Annotated in this window: 19 protein-coding genes and 1 pseudogene; 11 read left to right on the top strand and 9 right to left on the bottom strand. The window is 57.4% G+C overall.

Annotated features, from left to right (window positions below):
• Window positions 1-5: 5 nt before the first annotated feature.
• The gene (puuR, locus tag GVJ63_RS06215; RefSeq protein WP_010670955.1) at window positions 6-563 is read right to left on the bottom strand and encodes an HTH-type transcriptional regulator PuuR; all 558 of its coding nucleotides are present in this window, start codon (window positions 561-563) and stop codon (window positions 6-8) included.
• Window positions 556-1,323, bottom strand: coding sequence for a gamma-glutamyl-gamma-aminobutyrate hydrolase (gene puuD / locus GVJ63_RS06210; RefSeq protein WP_045140279.1), 768 nt, complete (start codon window positions 1,321-1,323; stop codon window positions 556-558). The genes puuR and puuD overlap by 8 nt, the downstream gene beginning before the upstream one ends.
• A 201-nt stretch (window positions 1,324-1,524) precedes the next feature.
• Between puuD and GVJ63_RS06205 the strand changes: the two genes are divergently transcribed.
• Together GVJ63_RS06205 and GVJ63_RS06200 are read left to right on the top strand one after the other, a co-directional pair.
• The gene (locus GVJ63_RS06205; protein WP_029519400.1) at window positions 1,525-2,943 is read left to right on the top strand and encodes a glutamine synthetase family protein; all 1,419 of its coding nucleotides are present in this window, start codon (window positions 1,525-1,527) and stop codon (window positions 2,941-2,943) included.
• A 405-nt stretch (window positions 2,944-3,348) separates the two neighbouring features.
• Window positions 3,349-4,707: an APC family permease gene (locus GVJ63_RS06200; RefSeq protein WP_010248042.1), complete on the top strand. Its 1,359-nt coding sequence runs from the start codon at window positions 3,349-3,351 to the stop codon at window positions 4,705-4,707.
• A gap of 47 nt (window positions 4,708-4,754) precedes the next feature.
• Here GVJ63_RS06200 and ygbI read toward each other — a convergent pair whose 3' ends face one another.
• On the bottom strand, window positions 4,755-5,516 hold the full coding sequence (ygbI, locus tag GVJ63_RS06195; protein ID WP_010248039.1) for a DNA-binding transcriptional repressor YgbI: 762 nt from the start codon (window positions 5,514-5,516) through the stop codon (window positions 4,755-4,757).
• 267 nt (window positions 5,517-5,783) lie between these two features.
• On the opposite strand from ygbI, the gene ltnD reads away from it, so the two are divergent.
• From ltnD to GVJ63_RS06170, 5 genes are all read left to right on the top strand, one after another.
• The gene (gene ltnD, locus GVJ63_RS06190) at window positions 5,784-6,689 is read left to right on the top strand and encodes an L-threonate dehydrogenase (RefSeq protein WP_159226576.1); all 906 of its coding nucleotides are present in this window, start codon (window positions 5,784-5,786) and stop codon (window positions 6,687-6,689) included.
• Complete coding sequence (gene otnK / locus GVJ63_RS06185; RefSeq protein WP_159226575.1) at window positions 6,689-7,951, top strand: 3-oxo-tetronate kinase; 1,263 nt, start codon at window positions 6,689-6,691, stop codon at window positions 7,949-7,951. The genes ltnD and otnK overlap by 1 nt, the downstream gene beginning before the upstream one ends.
• Entirely contained in the window at window positions 7,944-8,588 is a 645-nt protein-coding gene (locus GVJ63_RS06180; protein ID WP_010248031.1) for an aldolase, read from the top strand. Before otnK ends, GVJ63_RS06180 begins: the two co-directional genes overlap by 8 nt.
• Window positions 8,588-9,373: an HPr family phosphocarrier protein gene (locus tag GVJ63_RS06175; RefSeq protein WP_061901290.1), complete on the top strand. Its 786-nt coding sequence runs from the start codon at window positions 8,588-8,590 to the stop codon at window positions 9,371-9,373. The genes GVJ63_RS06180 and GVJ63_RS06175 overlap by 1 nt, the downstream gene beginning before the upstream one ends.
• A gap of 125 nt (window positions 9,374-9,498) precedes the next feature.
• Window positions 9,499-10,854, top strand: coding sequence for a GntP family transporter (locus GVJ63_RS06170; RefSeq protein ID WP_159226574.1), 1,356 nt, complete (start codon window positions 9,499-9,501; stop codon window positions 10,852-10,854).
• Between the two features lie 58 nt (window positions 10,855-10,912).
• Here GVJ63_RS06170 and sbcB read toward each other — a convergent pair whose 3' ends face one another.
• Entirely contained in the window at window positions 10,913-12,340 is a 1,428-nt protein-coding gene (gene sbcB / locus GVJ63_RS06165) for an exodeoxyribonuclease I (RefSeq protein ID WP_033778828.1), read from the bottom strand.
• A gap of 260 nt (window positions 12,341-12,600) precedes the next feature.
• Window positions 12,601-12,810 (bottom strand): annotated as a pseudogene (locus tag GVJ63_RS06160) (type VI secretion system tube protein Hcp); the annotation flags it as partial.
• A 152-nt stretch (window positions 12,811-12,962) separates the two neighbouring features.
• On the opposite strand from GVJ63_RS06160, the gene dacD reads away from it, so the two are divergent.
• From dacD to tmaR, 3 genes are all read left to right on the top strand, one after another.
• On the top strand, window positions 12,963-14,126 hold the full coding sequence (gene dacD / locus GVJ63_RS06155) for a serine-type D-Ala-D-Ala carboxypeptidase DacD (protein ID WP_187495728.1): 1,164 nt from the start codon (window positions 12,963-12,965) through the stop codon (window positions 14,124-14,126).
• A 265-nt stretch (window positions 14,127-14,391) separates the two neighbouring features.
• Window positions 14,392-15,450 carry an FUSC family protein gene (locus tag GVJ63_RS06150; protein WP_010670945.1) on the top strand — a complete coding sequence of 353 codons (1,059 nt, stop codon included), beginning with the start codon at window positions 14,392-14,394 and terminating at the stop codon, window positions 15,448-15,450.
• 160 nt (window positions 15,451-15,610) lie between these two features.
• Entirely contained in the window at window positions 15,611-15,937 is a 327-nt protein-coding gene (gene tmaR, locus GVJ63_RS06145; RefSeq protein ID WP_004571340.1) for a PTS system regulator TmaR, read from the top strand.
• 93 nt (window positions 15,938-16,030) lie between these two features.
• Here tmaR and GVJ63_RS06140 read toward each other — a convergent pair whose 3' ends face one another.
• The 4 genes from GVJ63_RS06140 to GVJ63_RS06125 form a co-directional block, all read right to left on the bottom strand.
• A complete protein-coding gene (locus GVJ63_RS06140; protein ID WP_062757985.1) occupies window positions 16,031-17,092 on the bottom strand; it encodes a LacI family DNA-binding transcriptional regulator in 1,062 nt (353 codons plus the stop codon).
• A gap of 129 nt (window positions 17,093-17,221) precedes the next feature.
• Window positions 17,222-18,136, bottom strand: a complete 915-nt coding sequence (locus GVJ63_RS06135; protein ID WP_159226573.1) for a ketopantoate reductase family protein — start codon at window positions 18,134-18,136, stop codon at window positions 17,222-17,224.
• Between the two features lie 185 nt (window positions 18,137-18,321).
• Window positions 18,322-19,095: a phosphate/phosphite/phosphonate ABC transporter substrate-binding protein gene (locus GVJ63_RS06130; protein WP_159226572.1), complete on the bottom strand. Its 774-nt coding sequence runs from the start codon at window positions 19,093-19,095 to the stop codon at window positions 18,322-18,324.
• Window positions 19,088-20,050, bottom strand: coding sequence for a fatty acid desaturase (locus tag GVJ63_RS06125; RefSeq protein WP_159226571.1), 963 nt, complete (start codon window positions 20,048-20,050; stop codon window positions 19,088-19,090). The genes GVJ63_RS06130 and GVJ63_RS06125 overlap by 8 nt, the downstream gene beginning before the upstream one ends.
• Before the next feature lie 208 nt (window positions 20,051-20,258).
• Here GVJ63_RS06125 and GVJ63_RS06120 point away from each other — a divergent pair, with 208 nt between their 5' ends.
• Window positions 20,259-21,281, top strand: a complete 1,023-nt coding sequence (locus GVJ63_RS06120) for an LLM class flavin-dependent oxidoreductase (protein WP_010247994.1) — start codon at window positions 20,259-20,261, stop codon at window positions 21,279-21,281.
• The last annotated feature ends 75 nt before the right edge of the window (window positions 21,282-21,356 follow it).

Here is a 21,356-nt window from a genome sequence, read left to right as displayed (position 1 = left end):
AGCGCCTAAAAGTTGGCTGGCGTATGGGCACTGACAATGCGGCAGGGGATTTCAGCACGGTTGGTGAAACTGTGTGGTAAGCCCGTATCAATGACGTAGCTCTCTCCGGCGGAGAGATGATAGTGCTCTCCGTTGATGACCAGCGTAATCTCTCCTTCCAGCAGCGTGCCGGTCTCTTCGCCCGGATGACGCAGCTTCTCGCCGGTGCTGGCACCGGGTTGATAAGTTTCCAGCAGCATGCCCAGCGTGCGCTGTGCACGGCCATTGTCGATAAGCTTCAGCGAAACCCCCTGACTGCCAATCTCCAGCAGGTCGCTGGCGCGGACAATGACCTTCGGTTCCGCATCCGGTTTGGGTTCCGAGAAGAACTCTGACAGCGAGAGCCCATAGACTTTCAGCAGCTTCTGCAGGGTGCTGACCGCCGGGCTGACCTTATCCTGTTCAATGGTGCTGATGGCGCTATGGGTCAGTCCGGCCAGTTCGGCGACACGGCGTTGCGACAGCCCCAGTGTCTGCCGGATCTGCGCCAGCCGTCGTCCCGGCGCCAGCGTGGCATCACTCATTTTCTTTTTCCTTGTGATAACGAATGGCGGCCTGAATAAAGCCGCTGAAGAGCGCCTGCGATCCCGCTGTGTGTTCCGGCTGCCACTCGGGATGCCACTGCACCGCCAGGGCGAAGGGATGATGGCGCAGACTCACCGCCTCAATCAGGCCATCCGGCGCGCGCGCTTCAACGCGCAACTGCGGGCCCGGTTCGCGTACCCCCTGATGATGCAGTGAATTGACCGCCAGCGGACTGTTGCTGTCCAGCAGCGTCGCCAGCAGGCCGTCGGGTTCGATAGTGATGGGATGCGCCTGAGCATACTGCTGCTCCAGCGGCAGCGTCTCATCTTCATGGTGACGCTGAAACGACGGCTGCCCGCTGAGCTCCCGCCATAGCGCGCCGCCATTCGCCACCACCAGCTCCTGCAGCCCACGGCAGATCCCGAACATCGGCATCTTGTGGCTGGTGGCCCAGGTGATCAGCTGAAAGGCGAGATGGTCACGGCCCGGATCGGCATGCAGCTCTTCGCCCGCCTCGCCATAATGCCAGGGTTCGATATTGCTGGGGCTGCCGGTCAGCAGCAGGCCATCCAGAACAGCCATAGCGTTTTCTAATAGATGAGGCGCATTCATCAGACTGTGGGGCAGGGCCAGCGGTACGCCACCCGCAAGGACAACCGCATCGGTATACTTATTGTGAACCGTCTGGCTCGGATGGCCTCCCAGATCCTTCTGGCACATCACTACGCCAATCAACGGCTTGTCAAAAATAATGCCCATCTCACGTCCTCGCATCGCTGTTCGAAATATCTACCGAAAGGGCACGTCTGGCGGTTAAGTGTGCAATATTTTTTCAATCTAGCAATCTGCTGTTTGTTCTTCAAACAGATTTGTTACATTTGCACACTTTTTATGTTGGCGCTATGTTAGTGGTGTGGCTGTTATTTTGAGCATTACGCAAACCTAATAGGGGCGGGTGAGATCATGACTAACCTGGTAGAAGTGGAAGACTTCACGCTTCACAGTGAAGAGAAACGAACCAGCGCGTTCCAGCTTGAGGTGAAAACCTGGCTGGAGCGCCATCCTGACACGCAGTATGTCGACATCCTGTTAAATGATTTAAATGGTGTGTTCCGCGGCAAGCGCATTCCGGTCTCTGCGCTGCCTAAGCTGGAAAAAGGGTGTTATTTCCCCGCCTCGGTGTTTGCCATGGATATCCTCGGCAACACAGTAGAAGAAGCGGGACTCGGCCAGTCACTGGGCGAACCCGATAATCTCTGTCTGCCCGTCACCGGTACTTTAGTTCCCTCCGCGTCTGACCCTCAGCACATTGCGCAACTGCTGTTAACCATGTGCAACCAAGATGGCACTCCCTTTGACGTTGAACCCCGAAATGTCCTTAACCGGCTGTGGCAACAGCTGCGTAACCGAGGTCTGTTTCCGGTGGTAGCGGTAGAGCTGGAGTTCTATCTGGTGGACAAAAAGCGCGATGCCGAAGGCTTTATCCAGCCGCCGTGTTCGCCCGGCAGTGATGAACGCAATATGCAGAGCCAGGTCTACTCGGTAGATAACCTCGATCACTTCGCCGATGTGCTGCGTGACATCGACGATCTGGCCCGTCAGCAGGGCATCCCGGCCGATGGTGCGCTGGCGGAAGCCTCGCCCGGACAGTTTGAAATTAACCTGCATCATACCCGCGACGTGCTGCGGGCCTGTGACCATGCGGTGCAGCTGAAGCGACTGATTCGTCAGGTGGCAGAAAACCACGGTATGACCGCGACGTTTATGGCGAAGCCCTATGAGGAGTATGCGGGCAGCGGCATGCATGTGCATATCAGCATGCTGGATGCCGCCGATCACAACGCCTTCGCCTGCGATGACGGCAGTGATTCGCCGCTGATGAAACGGGCGCTGGCTGGGATGATCGATCTGATGCCCGCCTCAATGGCGTTGCTGGCACCCAATGTGAATGCCTATCGCCGTTTTGTTCCGGACGCCTATGTGCCGTTGCAGGCATCGTGGGGCCATAACAACCGGACCGTTGCGCTGCGGGTGCCGTGCGGGGATATCGACAATCATCGTATTGAGTACCGGGTTGCGGGCGCGGATGCTAATCCCTACCTGGTGGTGTCGGCTATTCTTGCCGGGATGCTGCATGGGCTGGATACCCAGTTGCCGTTGCCCCATCCGGTCACCGGCAACGGTCACCATGCCGAGGGGCTGGCACTGCCGATCCGCCAGAGCGATGCGCTGTATGAGTTTGACAACAGCTATCCGCTGCAGAAGTTACTGGGCGAACGCTTTGCCAGTGTCTGGCACAGCTGTAAGCATCATGAACTGATGCAGTTTGAACGGCTGATTACGTCGACCGAGATCGACTGGATGCTGAAAAATGCCTGACAGGTTTTTTTACCTGTTATCTGACGGGCTTTTTTTTGCATAAGATGCCCCGATGGCTTGTATTCCTGCCATGGGTTAGGGCAGAATACGCGGCCTGCAAAATCAGATGATAACCGACGCTTACCGCGCCGGTTATTTTTTTGCATCCAGTTTTACTAGAGCGTTTTTTGCTGACTTAACCGAGGCCGGGCACGCACCCGGATAGATAAACACTGAAAACACGCATAAGCGTGAGATTGAGGATGACAAAGATGGGGATGTTTTACACTCTGCCAGCCAACGCTGGTACGCGTTTTCGTGATGACTACGGCGCCGCGTTAACCGCTAACCTTACTCCCTGTCGCTTAATGCGCAGTTGCCCTGTGACCCAGCCCAGCCAGGTTGTCGCACATGGGGGACTGAAGCATGTCGCTTAATACCTCCGCCGCACCGCAGCGTGCGCAACTCAAAAAAACACTCACGTTACTTCCGGTCGTCATGATGGGCTTAGCCTACATGCAGCCTATGACCCTGTTCGATACCTTTGGCATCGTTTCCGGGCTGACCGAAGGTCACGTCGCCACCGCTTATGCTTTCGCGCTGATTGCGATTCTGTTCACTGCCGTGAGTTACGGTAAGCTGGTACGCCGCTTCCCCTCTGCGGGCTCCGCTTATACCTACGCTCAGAAGGCGATCAGTCCGCACGTCGGCTTTATGGTCGGCTGGTCATCACTGCTGGACTACCTGTTCATGCCGATGATCAACATCCTGCTGGCTAAAAACTATTTCGAATCGCTGGTGCCGGGCATTCCGTCGTGGATTTTTGTGGTGTTGCTGGTCGGGTTTATGACGCTCTCTAACCTCAAGGGCATCAAAACCGTCGCCAACTTCAACAGTGTGATTGTGGTGCTACAGGTGGTTGTCATGGTCGGGATTACCGCGATGGTAATCTACGGTGTGGCAAGCGGCGTGGGTTCCGGCACGCTGGTGAGCAGCCGTCCATTCTGGTCTGAGAATGCGCATGTGGTGCCGATGATTACCGGTGCGACGATACTCTGCTTCTCGTTCCTCGGCTTTGATGGCATCAGTTCGCTGTCCGAAGAGACCAAAGATGCAGAACGCACCATTCCGCGCGCTATTTTCCTGACCGCGCTGATTGGTGGGGTGATCTTTATCGCGGCATCTTACTTCCTGCAGCTCTACTTCCCGGACATCACACGCTTCCAGCACCCGGACTCATCGCAGCCTGAAATCATGCTGTTCGTGGCCGGTAAAGCGTTGCAGGTCGGCATCCTGATCTTCTCGGTGGTCACGGTGCTGGCATCCGGTATGGCGGCGCACGCTGGCGTCTCGCGTCTGATGTATGTGATGGGCCGTGATGGTGTGTTCCCGGAGCGTTTCTTCGGTTACATCCATCCGAAATGGCGTACCCCGTCGCTGAACGTGCTGCTGGTGGGTGCGATTGCGCTGATGGCGATTAACTTCGACCTGGTGACCGCAACCGCGCTGATTAACTTTGGTGCGCTGGTGGCGTTTACCTTCGTTAACCTGTCGGTGATTGCGCAGTTCTGGGTCCGTGAGAAGCGTAACCGCACGCTGAAAGATCACGTTCAGTATCTGCTGCTGCCGCTGCTTGGCGCGCTGACGGTGGGAGCGCTGTGGGTGAATCTGGAAGAGAGTTCTATGGAGCTGGGCCTGATCTGGGCCGCCATCGGGATTATCTACCTGGCATTCGTAACCCGCAGCTTCCGTAATCCGGTGCCGCAGTTCAGCGAAGAAGTTTAATCACGCTCACGTTGCCGCCTTCCCGGTTCAGGGAAGGCGGCGACAGCTTAACCAGCCAGTATCAGTTCACAGCTCCCCGCACTTAACAGCTCCCGCGCCGACTCACTCAGATGCGTGTCTGTCACTACCCGATCAAAGCTCTCCAGCGGTAAAGCCAGAAACGTCGCAATCCTGTTGTACTTCGAACTGTCACTCAGCAATACCCGCTTACTGCTCACTTCACTCACCGCCTGCTTCACCATCACTTTATCTTCATCCGGCGTAAACAAGCCACGCGGCCCCCAGCAGGAGGCGGAAATAAAGGCAATATCAATGGCCAGTTGACGCAGGCTGCGTGCCGCCGACTCCCCGACACAGGAGCGGTTCTCCCGGCATACGGTGCCGCCCGTGTGAATAACCCGGCACTGACTGGCCTCCATCAGCAGATTCGCCACCATAAAATCATTGGTCACCACCAGTAAATCATCGCGATCCACCACTTCTCTTGCCAGCGCTAACGTCGTGGTTCCGGCATCCAGGTAGATGCAGCTGTTACGTGGGATCTGTCGGGCGGCGGTGCGACCAATTGCGCGCTTCTCCTCATTGTAGAGGGCGCTTTTCGTCAGATGTGACGGCTCAGCCGCCAGCCGGTCGGCTGAGCGCACGCCGCCGGAGACCGACAGCACGGCCCCTTGCTCCTCCAGTTTCTGCACATCACGGCGTATGGTCATGTGTGACACACCCAGCCGTTCAGTGAGTTCTGCAATGCTCACCACGCCACGATCGGCCACCAGCGCAAGAATCTGTTGATGACGTTCAACCGGAATCATATCGGCTCCCTGATGATTACCATTTTTTCACATTATAAAGGATCTGCCGGTTAACCAGAACAAATAATAACAGCGGCAATCCCGGCAACGACGGCGGTAACTGCACTGCGGCAGGGCCGGTGCTGCCAATCTGGTAATGTTAAAAATTGTTCTGGTTCACATCTGGAATGTTTTTTTGTGAGCGGAAACACATTTTTGCCGACAGTAAACTGGCAGGATTAACAGTAACAAACAAATAATCACTTAAATTAACAGTGGAGGCGTATCGTGCCAGCTGAAAATATCTGCGTTATCGGGTTAGGTTCCATGGGCATGGGGGCCGCGAAATCCTGCCTGCGTGCCGGCCTCAATACCTGGGGTGTCGATTTGAATCCCGCCGCGCTTGAGAACTTACGCCAGGCAGGCGCGCGTGATGCGCAGCCTTCAGCATCCGCCTTTGCAGAACAGCTTGATGCCGTTTTGCTGCTGGTGGTAAATGCGCAGCAGGTTAACGCCATTCTGTTTGGTGAAGAGGGCCTGGCCGCAAAACTGCGTCCCGGCACCGTGGTCATGGTCTCATCCACATTGTCCGCCCGGGATGCGCAGCAGATTGAACAACAGCTGGCGCAATATCAGCTGCTGATGCTGGATGCACCGGTCTCCGGCGGTGCCGCTAAAGCGGCCAGCGGTGAGATGACGGTGATGGCTTCCGGCAGTGAAGCAGCCTTTACGCAACTGCAATCTGTACTGGATGCCGTGGCAGCCAAAGTGTATCGCGTGGGCAGTGAGATCGGCCTCGGGTCAACCGTCAAAATTATCCATCAGCTGCTGGCAGGTGTTCACATCGCGGTCGGGGCAGAAGCGATGGCGCTGGCGGCGCGTGCCGGCATCCCGCTGGAAACCATGTATGAAGTGGTCACCAACGCCGCAGGCAATTCGTGGATGTTCGAAAACCGCATGCGGCATGTGGTGGACGGCGACTATAGCCCGAAATCGGCGGTCGATATCTTTGTGAAAGATCTCAACCTGGTGGCCGATACCGCGAAAGCCTTGCACTTCCCGCTGCCGCTGGCCTCAACCGCCCTCAATATGTTCACCGAAGCCAGCAACGCCGGTTACGGCCGTGAAGATGACAGTGCAGTGATTAAAATCTTCAGCGGCATCACGCTGCCGCAGGCAGAGGAGAAAATCTGATGCGGCTTGGCGTGATAGCGGACGATTTTACCGGTGCGACTGACATCGCCAGTTTTCTGGTGCAGAACGGGCTGACCACCATTCAGTTCAACGGCATTCCTGACAGCGAGGAAATCACAGAGGCGCAGGCGATTGTGATCAGCCTGAAGAGCCGCTCCTGTCCGGCAGACCAGGCGGTTGCTCAGTCGCTGGCTGCGCTGGCCTGGCTGCAGAAGCAGGGCTGTGAGCGCTTCTACTTCAAATATTGCTCCACCTTCGACAGCACCGCGCAGGGCAATATCGGTCCGGTAACCGACGCCCTGCTGCAGGCGCTGGGTGAAACGCAGACGGTAATCTGTCCGGCGCTGCCGGTGAATGGCCGCACCGTTTATCAGGGCCACCTGTTTGTCGGCGATCAGCTGCTGTCAGATTCCGGTATGCGGCATCATCCCGTCACACCGATGCACGACAGCAACCTGCTGCGGCTGATGACATCACAGGCGACGGGCAAAGCCGGGCTGATCGCTGCGGCACAGGTCGATCAGGGCGCTGAGTCAGTACGGCAGGCGCTGGATCATCTGGCGGCGCAGGGGATCAACTACGTCGTAACTGACGTCCTGCATCAGGAACATCTGTTGACCCTGGGCGAAGCACTGAGCGATCTGCGCCTGGTCACCGGCGGTTCCGGGCTGGCCATCGGTCTGGCACGGCAGTGGGCAGCGGCTGAGAGTGATGCAAAAGCGGAGCAGGCAGGCCGTCCGCAGGGCGATCGCGCCGTGGTGCTTTCCGGTTCCTGTTCACAGATGACCAATCGTCAGGTCGCCGCGTACCGCCAGCTGGCACCGGCCTGCGAAGTTGAGACTGAACGCTGTCTGGAAGATGCCGGGGCTTATGCCCGGCAGTTATGCGACTGGGTGGAAGCGAACAGCGATCAGACGCTGGCACCCCTGCTGTTTGCCACCGCTGACGCGCAACAATTGCAGGCGATTCAACAGCGTTATGGTGCTCAGCGCAGCAGCGAAGCCGTTGAGCAACTGTTTGCTGCCGTCACCCGCGAGCTGAAACGGCGCGAATGGCAGCGCTTTATCGTGGCGGGTGGCGAAACCTCCGGCGTGGTCGCGCAGAGCCTGGGTGTGACGGCCTTTCATATCGGCCCGACGATTTCGCCCGGCGTGCCCTGGGTGCGCGACATTCATCAGCCGCTCTCTCTGGCACTGAAATCGGGCAATTTTGGCGATGAAGATTTCTTCCGCCGCGCGCAAACGGAGTTTACTGATGTCTGAATCTTTCTCTTTAACGGAACAGCAGGCGCGTGACGAGATGGTGCGTCTTGGCGCTTCGTTTTTTCAGCGCGGCTATGCCACCGGCTCGGCGGGCAATCTCTCAATGTTGCTGGAGGATGGCAATCTGCTGGCGACTCCCACCGGTTCATGCCTGGGTGAATTACAGGGTGACCGGCTGGCCAAAGTCACGCCTGACGGCGAATGGATCTCAGGCGATAAACCCTCCAAAGAGATTGCGTTTCACCGCGCGCTCTATCTGAATAATCCCGACTGCAGGGCGGTAGTGCATCTGCATAGCCACTACCTGACGGCGCTCTCCTGTTTACAGGGGCTGGACACGGACAACTGCATCCGTCCGTTTACCCCCTATGTGGTGATGCGTGTCGGTGATGTGCCGGTTGTGCCTTACTACAAGCCGGGTGATGGGCGACTGGCCGAGGATCTCGCGGCGCTGGCTCCACGTTACCGTGCCTTCCTGCTGGCGAATCATGGCCCGGTGGTAGTGGGGAAATCGTTGCAGGAAGCGGCAGACAACACTGAAGAGCTGGAGGAGACCGCCCGGCTGATCTTTACCCTGGGCGACCGCCCGATCCGTTATCTCAATGATGCCGAAGTGGCAGAATTAAGGAGCCGATAATGCCGAAGTTTGCTGCTAACCTTTCGACGCAATTTACTGAATTGCCGTTTGCTGAACGCTTCGCTGCAGCGGCGGAAGCCGGTTTCACTGCCGTCGAATTTCTGTTTCCTTATGACTATCCCGCCACGCAGATCAAGCAGTGGCTTGATGATAACCAGCTGGACTTGGTGCTGTTCAATACCGCACCCGGCAACGTCGCAGCGGGTGAGTGGGGCGTTTCGGCCATCCCTGGACGGGAAGCGGAAGCAAAGGCGGATATCGATCGCGCCCTGAGCTATGCGCTGGCGCTGAACTGCCCGCAGGTGCACATCATGGCGGCGACGGTGCCGCCCGACGCTGACCGTCAGCGCTACGTTGAGACCTTTATCAGCAATATGCGTTATGCGGCTGAGCGCTTTGCGCCGCACGGCATCATCCTGCTAATTGAGGCGCTGAATCCCACAACCAAACCCAACTATCTTTATGCCAGCCAGTATCAGACGCTGGAGATGGTTGAACAGATCGATCGACCCAATGTCTTCACTCAGCTCGACCTGTTCCATGCGCAACGGGTGGATGGCAACCTCAGCCATCTGATTCGCCACTATGCCGGACGCTATCGGCACGTGCAGATTGCTTCGGCACCGGATCGTCATGAACCGGATGAGGGTGAAATCAACTACCCCTATCTCTACTCACTGCTGGATGAGGTTGGCTATTCCGGCTGGGTGGGCTGCGAATATATCCCGCGCGGCAACACTACCGCTGGTCTTGGCTGGTTTGCGCCCTGGGCGAGAAAAACCTGATTTAACGGGCTAAAAAAACCGGTGTTTCGGCACCGGTTGAGATTTTTTCGTCCTTTTTCTGACCCTGCACCTGTTTATTCTGTACGCCGATAACCTAAAAAATATAACAATTTCTGAGGTTTACTATGTCCACCTCACTGCTGTTAGCCATAGCGACCGCCAGCATCGTGATCCTGCTGCTGCTGGTCATCAAAGCCAAAGTTCATCCCTTTGTCGCCCTGTTAATTGTCAGTCTGCTGGTGGCCATCGCCACCGGCATTCCGGCTGAAAAAATCATGGAGACGATTATCACCGGGATGGGCGGCCTGCTTGGTCACATCACCATCATCATCGTGCTTGGTGCCATGCTCGGGGCGATCATTGAAGCCTCGGGCGGTGCCGAGTCGCTGGCGCAGCGTTTCAGTAAAACGCTGGGGCTGAAGCGTACCGTTGCGGCATTGACCATGGCGGCCTTTATCCTTGGCATCCCGGTATTTTTTGAAGTCGGCTTTATCATTGTTATTCCGCTGATTTATGGCTTTACCAAAGTGGCGCGGGTCTCGCCGCTGAAGTTTGGCCTGCCGATGGCGGGTGTGATGCTGACGGTACATGTGGCATTGCCGACCCATCCGGGCGCAGCGGCGGCAGCCGGGATCCTGCACACCGACATGGGATGGCTGATGATACTGGGGATCGCGATTTCCGTGCCGGTCGGGATCATCGGCTACTACGTAGCGAAATTCATGAACCGTCGCCACTACCCCCTGTCGGTGGAGGTGCTGGAACAGTTGCAGATGGCGAAGCCGGAAGGGCAGGAAAAGAAGAATGAACCGGCACCACCCGGTGCGCTCACCATCAGCGGCCTGATTGTGGTCCCGATTGTATTGATCGTGCTGGGAACTCTGTCACACACACTGCTGGCTGAAGGGAGTCTGCTGCGTAGTGTGATGACCGTGATCGGCACACCGCCGATTGCCCTGCTGATTGCCTTAGGGCTGGCGGCCTGGCTGCTGGGCGTACGGCGTGGCTGGAGCAAAGATAAGCTGGAAGATCTGACCGGCCGGGCCATTCCCACCTCAGCCAGCGTGATTCTGGTGGCCGGGGCCGGTGGTGCATTCGGCAAAGTGCTGGTGGAGTCGGGCGTGGGTAAAGCGCTGGCGGTCACCCTTGAAACGCTGCATCTGCCGCTGGTGCCCGCGGCATTTATCCTGTCGCTGGCGCTGCGTGCATCACAGGGTTCCGCCACGGTGGCGATCCTGACCACCAGCGGGCTGCTGACGCAGGCGGTGACCGGCGTGACGGATATGCAACGGGTACTGGTCACACTGGCGGCCTGTTTTGGTGGTCTGGGATTGTCGCATGTCAATGATGCGGGATTCTGGGTGGTGACCCGTTATCTGGGACTTTCGGTGGCCGACGGTTTACGCACCTGGACGGTGCTGACAACACTAATGGGGCTGAGCGGCTTTGCGCTGACCTGGCTGGCGTGGACCGTGCTCTGATTAAGCAGCATCAGAAAGTCTGACCCGGCAGGCGATACCGGGTCAGACTCTTAGTGCTTCAGGAAACCAACTCCTGCGCATAGAGATAGAGCGCTTTAAGCTGCCCAACCTTTTCTGCATCCGCTTCATGCAGATTCGCCAGAGCTTCCAGTTCCTGCATAAACGCCTGCACCCGATCGGCATTAAGCACGTCACGACGGTGCTGCAACCAGCGTTGCTGCTCGGCATCGTCCAGCGTGCCGGGGAAGTTACGCGCCCGATAGCGGAACAGCAGTTTCGCTACCCGTGCACTCTCAAAGCTCAGGTCCAGCGCAGGCAGATTCGCGGGCGCTGTCTGGCGGATAATATTCATCCCCGCCCGGTCGGCATCACTGAAGAAGCCATCATAGAGTTGTGTGTCCACATCATCTGACGGCGTAAACGGCTCCGCTTCGGCAAATAGCGTGACCAGTTTTTCCCGCACGTCGGGCTGCTGACGCAGCAGCGCCAGATTCGCCAGGCAGTGCTGACGATCAATATTCAGCCGGGCCGCATCTTCCGGCCGCAGCGTACTGGCAGGCGCCAGCACCGGACACTTATTGATATGCACCAGTTTGACCGGCACCGCAGGCAGATCGCCGAGATCGTTTTTCGGCGTGTAAAGACGCTCACGCAGCGTATCGGCATCCAGTTGCAGCAGTGGTGACATGTCGCCCGCCAGATCCACCACGATCAGCGCATTGCGGTTATCGGGATGCCAGGCCAGCGGTACGATCCAGCTGGTGTTACCGCGCGCGGCACCGAACATACCGGAGACATGAACCAGCGGTTTCATCTGCGGGATATCAATCAGGTTCATCAGCTTGTTTTTGTTACGATGGGTAAACAAAAACTCAAACAGTTTTGGCTGCTTCTCTTTTACCAGCTTCGCCATCGCCAGCGTGGCGTAAACGTCGGACATGGCATCGTGCGCATTTTCATGTGACACGCCGTTTGCTTTGGTCAGATGCTCCAGCCGGAAGCTGGGAAAACCTTCTTCATTCTCCGGCCAGTTGATCCCTTCTGGCCGTAACGCGTAGCAGGCACGCATCACGTCGAGCAGGTCCCAGCGTGAGTTGCCGTTTTGCCAGGCCCAGCCATAGGGATCGTAAAAGTTGCGATAGAAGATATTGCGCGTCACTTCATCATCGAAACGCACGTTGTTGTAGCCCACCACACAGGTTTGCTCCGTGGTGAACAACGCGTGGATGCGTTCAGCGAACTCAGCTTCGATCACGCCGCGACTCATCGCTATCTGCGGGGTAATGCCGGTGATCATCACCGCTTCGGGCTGTGGCAGATAGTCATCAGGCGGACGGCAGTAGAACACTTCGGGTTCGCCGACCGGATTAAACTCACTGTCGGTGCGCAGGCCGGCAAACTGGGCTGGCCGGTCACGAGAGGGGCTGGTGCCGAAGGTCTCGTAATCGTGGAAGAGGAAAGTGGGCTGTACGCGGTCGTTATTCAAATTTCATATCCGTTCATTGCGTTCACTAAACTGATGAACAGAAAGTCATCAGGCTTCCCGTTCGCTGGATGCCTTTCTTCATCGGCGCCTGGCTGCTGGTGCGAGAGCGGTGCCTTTGCCGGGCAAGGTCATACAGGCTCAGGCTTCACTCACTACATGGTAAACCATAATCCGACTGGCCTGAAGTTTCGGATGGTAGCGGGGGGCGTAGTATCTGACTGAGCGGTCAGGGGCAAGGAGTAAAGCGGACTTTTTACCTCTCAGGCTGTAGCTCGCTCATTCCATGAGTCACGATAGATAATATTCCCTTCGACATATTTCCAGGTTATTGCTGCATAGCGTAATTCCGGTGTTTCCAGATGCGTGCTGCTCATGCCGCTGGGTGCAAGGCAGGGCGATACCGTAGTGACCTTAACGTTTTCCAGGATGATATTGAAATATTCGGTCTCATTTCCTGCATCAATTAGCCGTTACCACCCCCCTGCAGGCATCAGCCATACTCGTCGCAGTTCATACTTTTTTTCAATTTATTCAAACCTTCACAACGCTTTTGCCGTAAAACGTGCGGCTGTTTCCGTTTCGTTTTAGAAATTTTCTCTCCCGTGCAATTAAGGATGAAGTGTTGAAAAGGCGTCTGCTGTTCACCGTTACCGCTACTGTTTTTTGGGCCTCGCTGGCGCAGGCTGATGCGATTCCCTTTCCTGTGACGCCTCCGGCGGTTGATGCGGCTTCCTGGGTGCTGATGGATGCCACCACAGGACAGGTTCTGACCGCTGGCAATCCCGATGAACGCCGTAATCCCGCCAGCCTGACCAAACTGATGACCGGTTACGTGGTTGATCGCGCCATTGACCAGAAGAAAATCAGCCGTGACGACATGGTTACGGTCGGAAAAGATGCCTGGGCGGCGGGTAATCCGGTGTTCAAAGGCTCCTCGCTGATGTTCCTGAAGCCAGGCGATAAGCTGAGCGTCCGGGATTTAAGCCGTGGCGTCATCATCGACTCCGGTAACGACGCCTGCGTTGCCCTGGCTGATTATGTGGCGGGCAGCGAAGCGAACTTCGTCGGCATGATGAATCACTACGTTGAGAAGCTCGGCCTGCAGAATACCCATTTTGAAACGGTTCATGGTCTGGATGCGCCGGGTCAGTTCTCCAGCGCGCTGGATATGGCGAAACTGTCACGCGCCATTATTGATGGTGAGCCTGATTTTTATGCCATGTACAGTGAGAAGACCCTGACCTGGAATGGCATTACCCAGAACAACCGTAATGGCCTGTTGTGGGATAATAATCTCCACGTTGATGGGTTGAAAACCGGTCACACGGAGACCGCGGGCTTTAACATCATCGCCTCGAATGTGGTGGGCAAGCATCGCCTGATCGCCGTCGTCATGGGCGGTAAAAGCCCGAAAGGCCGCGAAGAGCAGGCGCGTAAACTGCTGGTCTGGGGACAGAACACCTTTGATACCGTTCAGCTGTTCCATGCCGGTAAGAAAATTGGCAGCGAAAACGTCTGGTATGGCAATCCTCATCAGGTGGATGTGGGTACCGCAGAAGATGTTTATCTGTCACTGCCGCGCAGTGAAGTGCAGAACGTGAAGGCGAAGTACGTCATCGATCGCAAAGATCTGGAAGCCCCGCTGAAAGCCAACGAAGTCATTGGTGAAATTCAGGTGATGGATAAAGATCAGCAGATTGCCCACTATCCGCTGGTGGCGCTGAGTGCGGTTGAACCTGCAGGCGTCATTACCCGCCTGACGGATTATCTCAAGCAGAAGTTCTGATTAGCCGATTGTCAGCACTAAAACGGGTAGCCTGCGGGCTGCCCGTTTTTACTTGCACGCTGGCTGCCCTGAATGTGTTACTGAGAGCCGATAAAGGTTAAAAAATCGCATTAAGTTGTTTTTAACTACCGGGAAAGTATGTGAGGCGGATGTTGATAATTGTAAGCGAACGTCAAAACTGTTTTAAATATCCGGCCCGCGCTAAGCCTGAGCCGCGTTCAGCGTTAAGATAGCCACACCATGTTCCCGCAACCGGAAAGTCATTTTGCGTCCCGATAAGCCCATATCAAAACTGGAGTTCTGGTTTTATCGCCATTATCGCTCCGTCCACGGTGTGCGTATTGCCATCGCCTTTTTGCTCTGCTTTATCTTTGTGCGGGCGACCGATATCCCTGAAGGCACCTGGCCGCTGATTACGCTAGTGGTGGTGATGGGGCCCATCTCCACCTGGGGAAATGTCTTTCCACGTGCACTGCAGCGCATCAGCGGCACGGTCGCCGGGTCAATATCCGGTCTGATCGCCCTGAAGCTGGAGCTGATCTCGATGCCGATGATGCTGGCCTGGTGCGGCATCATCATGATGATCAGTGGCTACCTGACGCTGGGCAAACATCCCTACATGGCGTTGTTGATCGGGATTACGCTGAGCGTGGTCGTGGGCGCACCAACCGGCGATTTCACGATGGCACTGTGGCGCGGCGGTGATGTGATTCTGGGCTCGCTGATGGCGCTGCTGTTTACCGCTATCTGGGCGCAGCGTGCCTATACACACTGGCGCATTCAGCTCTCCGACGCGCTGGCGGAAATGGCAAAAATCTATCACGCCGGTTTCTCACCCAACCTGGTTGAAAAGCCACGCCTGAACAAGCCGCTGGGCAAATTGCTGAGCAGCGTGATCAAAATGCGGGCGCTGCTGGAGCCGTCAAGCAAAGAGACGCGCATTCCAAAATCGGTGCTTGAAGCGATCCAGACCATCAACCGTAATATGGTTTACACCATTGAGATGCAGATTAATGCCTGGTGGGCATCGCGCGAGAGCCATCTGATTATGCTTAACGCGCCTGCATTGCGCCGCACCCAGCAGATGACTGAGAACACGCTGCGGGCGCTGTCGGTCATGGCGATTGAAGGGGAAACGGAAGAGGTGGTGGCTAACAGTCACGAGCTGACCGAAATCAGTGGCGAACTGCGGCGACTGATCGCGGAAGCGGGCAGCGAAGGTCTGGAGGAGACGCCGATCTACGGCTACGTCTGGCTGACACTGGAACTGGCAAAACAGCTGGAACGGATGACCGACCTGATGCGGATGGCGCTGCGCAAATAATCACCTCAGACAATGACTTAATGTGAAACAGGGTTTCTTTGCGCTAAGATAAGAGCCAGTCTGAATTTAGCTGTGAAAATTGCTTACCTGGCGGGCTAGCCGCTAAGCTGATCGTTTTGACTCTCTCCCTGCGTCAGCAGGCTCAAAGAAAGGTGCCATCATGGAAAATGCCAAGCAATCATTTCAGGACGTACTGGAGTTCGTGCGTATGTTCCGCCGCAAAAACAAACTGCAGCGTGAAATTGTCGACAACGAGAAGAAAATTCGCGACAACCAGAAGCGCGTACTGCTGCTCGACAACCTGAGCGAATATATCAAACCCGGCATGAGCGTTGAGGCTATTCAGGAAATCATCGCCAGCATGCGTGTGGATTATGAAGATCGCGTGGATGAGTACATCATCAAAAACGCCGACCTGTCTAAAGAGCGTCGCGAGCTGTCGAAAAAGATCAAAGCGATGGGCGTGGGCGAACACCCGAAAGCGTAAGGGCAGACAGCAGCGCGCAAGCGCCAGACGTCCTATGCAAACCCGCATCCACTCCGGTGGGGCGGGTTTTTTATTGCCTGCGTCAGCGCAGGGTTATTTTCCCGCCAGCCTGCGGGCGATCACCTGTAACTGCTGTGACAGCGCCACTAAATTGACCCGCTCATCAGCAGGCGGGGCGGTGGTCTCCCGGATCACCAGCGTGGTTTCCAGCGCGTTGTCTGACGCCTCTGCTCCCTGAAGCCGGGCCAGCATCCGCTCGACGCTCTGCGCGCCGAGAAATTGCAAATCCTGCCGCACCGTGGTCAGCGGCGGCTGATACCACGCGCTCTCAGCGGTGTCATCATATCCAATCACCGATATCTCGCCAGGAATGGCTACGCCATACTGATGCAGCGCCCGCATCGCACCCAACGCCATCTGATCGTTCGCCACCAGCAGCGCCTGCGGCAGATCGTCGGGAAGCTGCGCCAGTAGCGCCTGATAACCCGACTGCGCGCTCCAGTCCCCGCGCAGAGAACAGTGCGGTGTCAGCTGATGATCGGCCAGCGCCTGACGCCATGCATTTTCACGCTGACGGGCCGAGACCGAGCGCAGCGGCCCGTTTAACAAACCAATCTGACGATGACCCAGCGCCACCAGATGTTCAACGGCGGCACGTGCGCCAGACTCATTCGGGTACTGACACTGCGCTACCGCCGCCTGCGGTTCGACATCCAGAAACAGCACCGGTTTGCTGCCGCAGAGCAACTGGATCTGTTGCGCCTCATCTGCCTCCAGCGGCAGGTTGATCAGCAGTCCATCGACCCGCTGTGCCAGCAGTTCATTCACCGTTGCTGCCGCATCGTTACCACTGTCCATGGCGATCACCAGATGATAACCCGCCCCGGCGGCGCGCTGCTGGATCGCCGAGGCGATCTGCGCAGGAGCCATCAGGGCCAGGTCGCTGGTGGCCAGACCCAGCGTGCGCGTCGCCTTACCGGCCAGCTGCTGCGCCACACGATTGGGCACATAATTGAGCTGCAGCATCGCCGCCTCAACCCTTTCCCGCGTGCGGGCTGACACCTGTTCAGAACGATTTAAAACACGTGAAACGGTTTGATATGAGACGCCGGCAAGTTGAGCGACATCATCGAGGGTCACGGAGCGGGAAGTCATTGAACTCTCCAAAAGATGAAGCGACGAGTGTAGCAAATTTTCCTGCTGCACTGCTGCTGCACACCACACTTTCACGACCACAAAAACCGGGTCCGTTGCAGCACCCGGTCACGGTATCTGGCAGGGCCATTAACGCTGCTGCAGATAGACCTGAAGGTTCACATCCACCGCGTTAAGCAGTGGCGTGGCGAGACTATGGCGTTTCGCCCGCAGCAGCAGGTCACCTATCACCTGATCGGCTTCGATATCAAAGCCCTGGGTTAAATCGCGGTACATTGAGGAGGTCATCGGGGTGGCCGGATCGCTTAACAGCTCAAGAATGCGGGCAGTGGCCGCCGGACGCGTCTGATAGCCTTCGGCAGTAATGACTGACAGAATCTCCGAGAAAACACCCTGTAACAGCGCTTCGCCGCCGCGCGAGGTGAGTATCTGTTGGGTATTTCCGCGCGCCAGGCAGCAAACCGCGCCGAGCGTGCTCAGCAGCAGCCACTTCTCCCACAGCTCATCCATGATGTTATCGCTGAATCGGGTATCGACCTGACAGTCACGCAGCGCCGCATCAACCCGCTGTAGTCGCGCATCGTTGTTACCGTCCAGCGCGCCATAATAGAGCTGATGCAGCGGCGTCATCTGAATTACTTCGCCATTGTCACCCAGCGTCGCGTTGATTTTGCACAGGCCGCCAATCACCCTATCTTCGCCGAAACGCTGTTGCAGCGTCGCGATGTGCCGCAATCCGTTCAGAATCGGCATGATCAGCGTTTCCGGACCCACTGCAGGTGCAATATCCTCCATCACCTGATCAAGGGCAAAGCTCTTCACCGTCACGATAATCAGATCATAGTGGCCCGTCAGGCTGCTCGCCTGGGCCAGCTGCGGCTGTAGCGTTTCAGTGCCCTGTGGCGTCTGCAACACCAGACCGCTGGCCTGAAGCTGCTGATAACGCCGTTCGCGGACCAGAAAAGTCACGTCCTGGCCCGCCTGAGCCAGCCGTGCACCAAAATATCCACCGGTCGCGCCGGCGCCTGCCATCAGAATGCGCATCCCACTCTCCCTCTGCTGAAAACCTCTACCTTAGAACGCCGTGACCGGGCTTACCAGTCTTAGCCTGGGTCAGAGCGCATCGGGGAGCATGAAATGAGAGGTCGGGAAAGCGCGGGCAGGGAGGTGACGATGCAGAGAAATCAGATTTTCCCTGCCCGGTAAGCAGTTCGAAACAGAGGGGTGTGTTACAGCCGGGTGACGCCCAGCGCGGCAGCCTGCTGTTCCCACGCCAGCACGCCCTGATAATCGTCTCTCTGCACCGGGCTGAATCCGCCGATCAAATTGTCGTCGCAGACGGTGCGCCAGGCGGGATCGTTCACCAGCTGATGCAGCGCCGAGCGGAGTCTCTCCAGCCGGTCCACTGACGTCGGGGCTGCCGTGATCAACGGCAATCCGGGTGCGGCTGGCGTTTCACCGATGATATGCAGGCCGCGCAGCGCATCCGGATCATAGCGCGCCAGCAGCGCCCAGCTGACGCAGTCGATAGCGGCGATATCCGCCTGTGAATCACGCAGCGCCGCCAGCGACTGACGATGGCCGCCGCTCAGCAGCAGCTGCGAAAATCTCACGCCCTGAAGCGCTGCCACAAACCGCAGCGCGTTATAACCGGAGTGAGAGTCCAGGCTGTTAGCTACGGCCCGCTGGCCGTTAAAATCGGCCAGCGTCGCCTGTTTGTCCCGCGCCACCAGCCAGCTGCGATAGTCACGGCCGGTGCAGCCTGGGGCCTGATAGTGAAAGGTGCCGACCAGCTGAACCGCAGGAAGCTGGCTGACCAGCGGATAGCCGCAGGTCTGGCTCAGCAGCAACCGGTTATCCTGCCAGTGTGTCAGTAGATCCTGAGGCCAGACCGGCTGCGTAGCGATGCCGTGCTGCGTCAGCAGGGTAACCACAGCCTGTACCAGTGCCCGTGTGGCGGGCGGGTGAATCGCATACATCGGCAAGGCGAGCAGGTTATTCATGCGTTTTCTCCGCTGATCGTCCCGGATGGACATTGACCCCGACCGGTCTGACCCAGAACTGACGCAGCCAGACCTGATAGCCCGCCACGCGAAAGCCATGATTGCGCTGGTAGTAATGCTCGCGGTCGCGCAGATAGAGACGACGCAGGCCATACCAGGGGACGCCGGGGAGGTCGTGATGCACTGAATGGTAGTTCAGATTCAGGAATAGCATGCGCCACGGCCACGCCGCTTCATTATTCACTGACCGTGCCAGCGGATCGTCCGCCGCACGATGCTCGTAGAAGGATCGCACTTTGGTCAGCGCCAGCGCCGGATAACTCACCGCCAGCAGATACCACAGCGGCGAAAATCCCTGCCGTGCCATCCAGAAAAACAGTAGTGCCAGCAGCGCCCCGTGCAGCAGCCACATCGCTATCGCGGATCGATCGCCGCGGCGCAGTGCCTGCCACATCCCGCCGAAGGTCGCCGCTACATCCAGCAGCGGGCCGAGCAGCAACCGTCCCAAAAAAGTGTTACGCAGATGAATCAGCTGCTGCTGCCAGCGCGGTAACTTCGCCCAGCGAGCAGCGGAGAGGTAGTAGGTTTCCGGATCCTCATCCGGCTCGGTCAGGGTGTGATTGCGATGATGGGCCAGATGAGAATCGCGATAGAGTCCGTAGGGATACCAGACCGCCAGCGGCAGGGTGCCAAATAGCTGATTTACCCGCGGCCAGCGGGTGGGATGGCCGTGGATCAGCTCATGCTGCAGCGACATATACCAGCCAGTGAAGACGATCAGCAGCAGGGTGGCGGGCAGCCGTCCCAGCGTCTGCGCGTTCAGCATCACCGCAAACCAGCCGCCATAGATCACACCGATTAGCAGCCAGGTCGGCAGTTCGCTGCGCCAGAGCCAGCTGCGTGCGCGCGCTTTAAGCCAGGCGCGCTGTTGTAGAGAGAGATAACCGGTGTGCATGATTCACCTGACAGCGGAAGCGGGAATCTGAACAGTGAAAGAAAGGGCGGGCAAAGGCAAAGTGGATAATCTGCTTAGCTATGTCGAAATTCCTGAATATGGCGCTGAAAGATATTGACTATCAGTCGCGGCTCCGGGGGCGTAACCTTTCTCTATCAGAAATCGCCTTGCATCCACGGGCGTTTACCGCCTGTCAGGAGAAATACAGATGAAAAATATTGGCTTCTTATCCTTTGGTCACTGGACGCCCTCGTCGCAGTCCGCCACCCGTACCGCGCAGGATGTGTTACTGCAATCGATCGACTTAGCGGTCGCCGCCGAAGAGCTGGGCGCAGATGGCGCTTACTTCCGCGTCCACCATTTTGCCCGTCAGCTCAGCTCGCCATTTCCGCTGCTGGCTGCCGTTGCAGCGCGCACTAAAACGATTGAGATCGGCACCGGTGTCATCGACATGCGCTACGAAAACCCACTCTACATGGTGGAAGACGCCAGCGCGGCAGACCTGATCTCCAATGGTCGTCTGCAACTGGGTCTGAGCCGCGGTTCACCTGAGCAGGTAATCGATGGCTGGCGTTACTTCGGCTTTGAACCGAAAGCGGGAGAAAGTGATGCGGATATGGGCCGTCGTCACACCGAAGAGTTTCTGGAGGTGCTGCGCGGCGAAGGTTTTGCTAAGCCAAATCCACAGCCCATGTTCCCCAATCCGCCAGGCCTGCTGCGTCCTGAGCCGCTCTCTGAAGGCCTGCGCGACCGCATCTGGTGGGGATCCGGCTCCAACGCCACCGCAGAATGGGCGGCAAAAATGGGCATGAACCTGCAAAGTTCAACCCTGAAAGATGATGAGACCGGCGAGCCGTTCCACATTCAGCAGGCAAAACAGATTCGCGCCTACCGTGAGGCCTGGAAAGCGGCGGGGCATCAGCATGCGCCACGCGTCTCCGTCAGTCGCAGCATCTTTGCGCTGGTGAATGATATGGACCGCGCGTACTTTGGCCGCAGCGGTAACGACCAGGATTCCGTCGGCTTTCTCGATGAGAAAACCCGCGCTATCTTTGGCCGCAGCTATGCCGCAGAGCCAGAGGCGTTAATTAAGCAGCTTGCGCAGGATGAGGCGATTGCCGAAGCCGATACCCTGCTGCTCACCGTGCCTAACCAGCTTGGTGTTGCCTATAATGCCCATGTGATTGAGGCGATCCTGAAGTATGTCGCCCCGGAACTCGGCTGGCGTTAAGTGACAGAGCGCCCTGAAGAGCAGGGCGCTGTGAGATCCACCGCAGGCGCAGATGACAAAGCGCCTGCGGTGATT

Origin of the sequence: Pantoea sp. 18059 (assembly GCF_902706165.1) — a bacterium.
In the GTDB taxonomy this organism is placed as follows: domain Bacteria; phylum Pseudomonadota; class Gammaproteobacteria; order Enterobacterales; family Enterobacteriaceae; genus Pantoea; species Pantoea agglomerans.
Note: the sequence above shows the minus strand (reverse complement) of the source record. Positions and strands in the feature narration are given on the sequence as shown.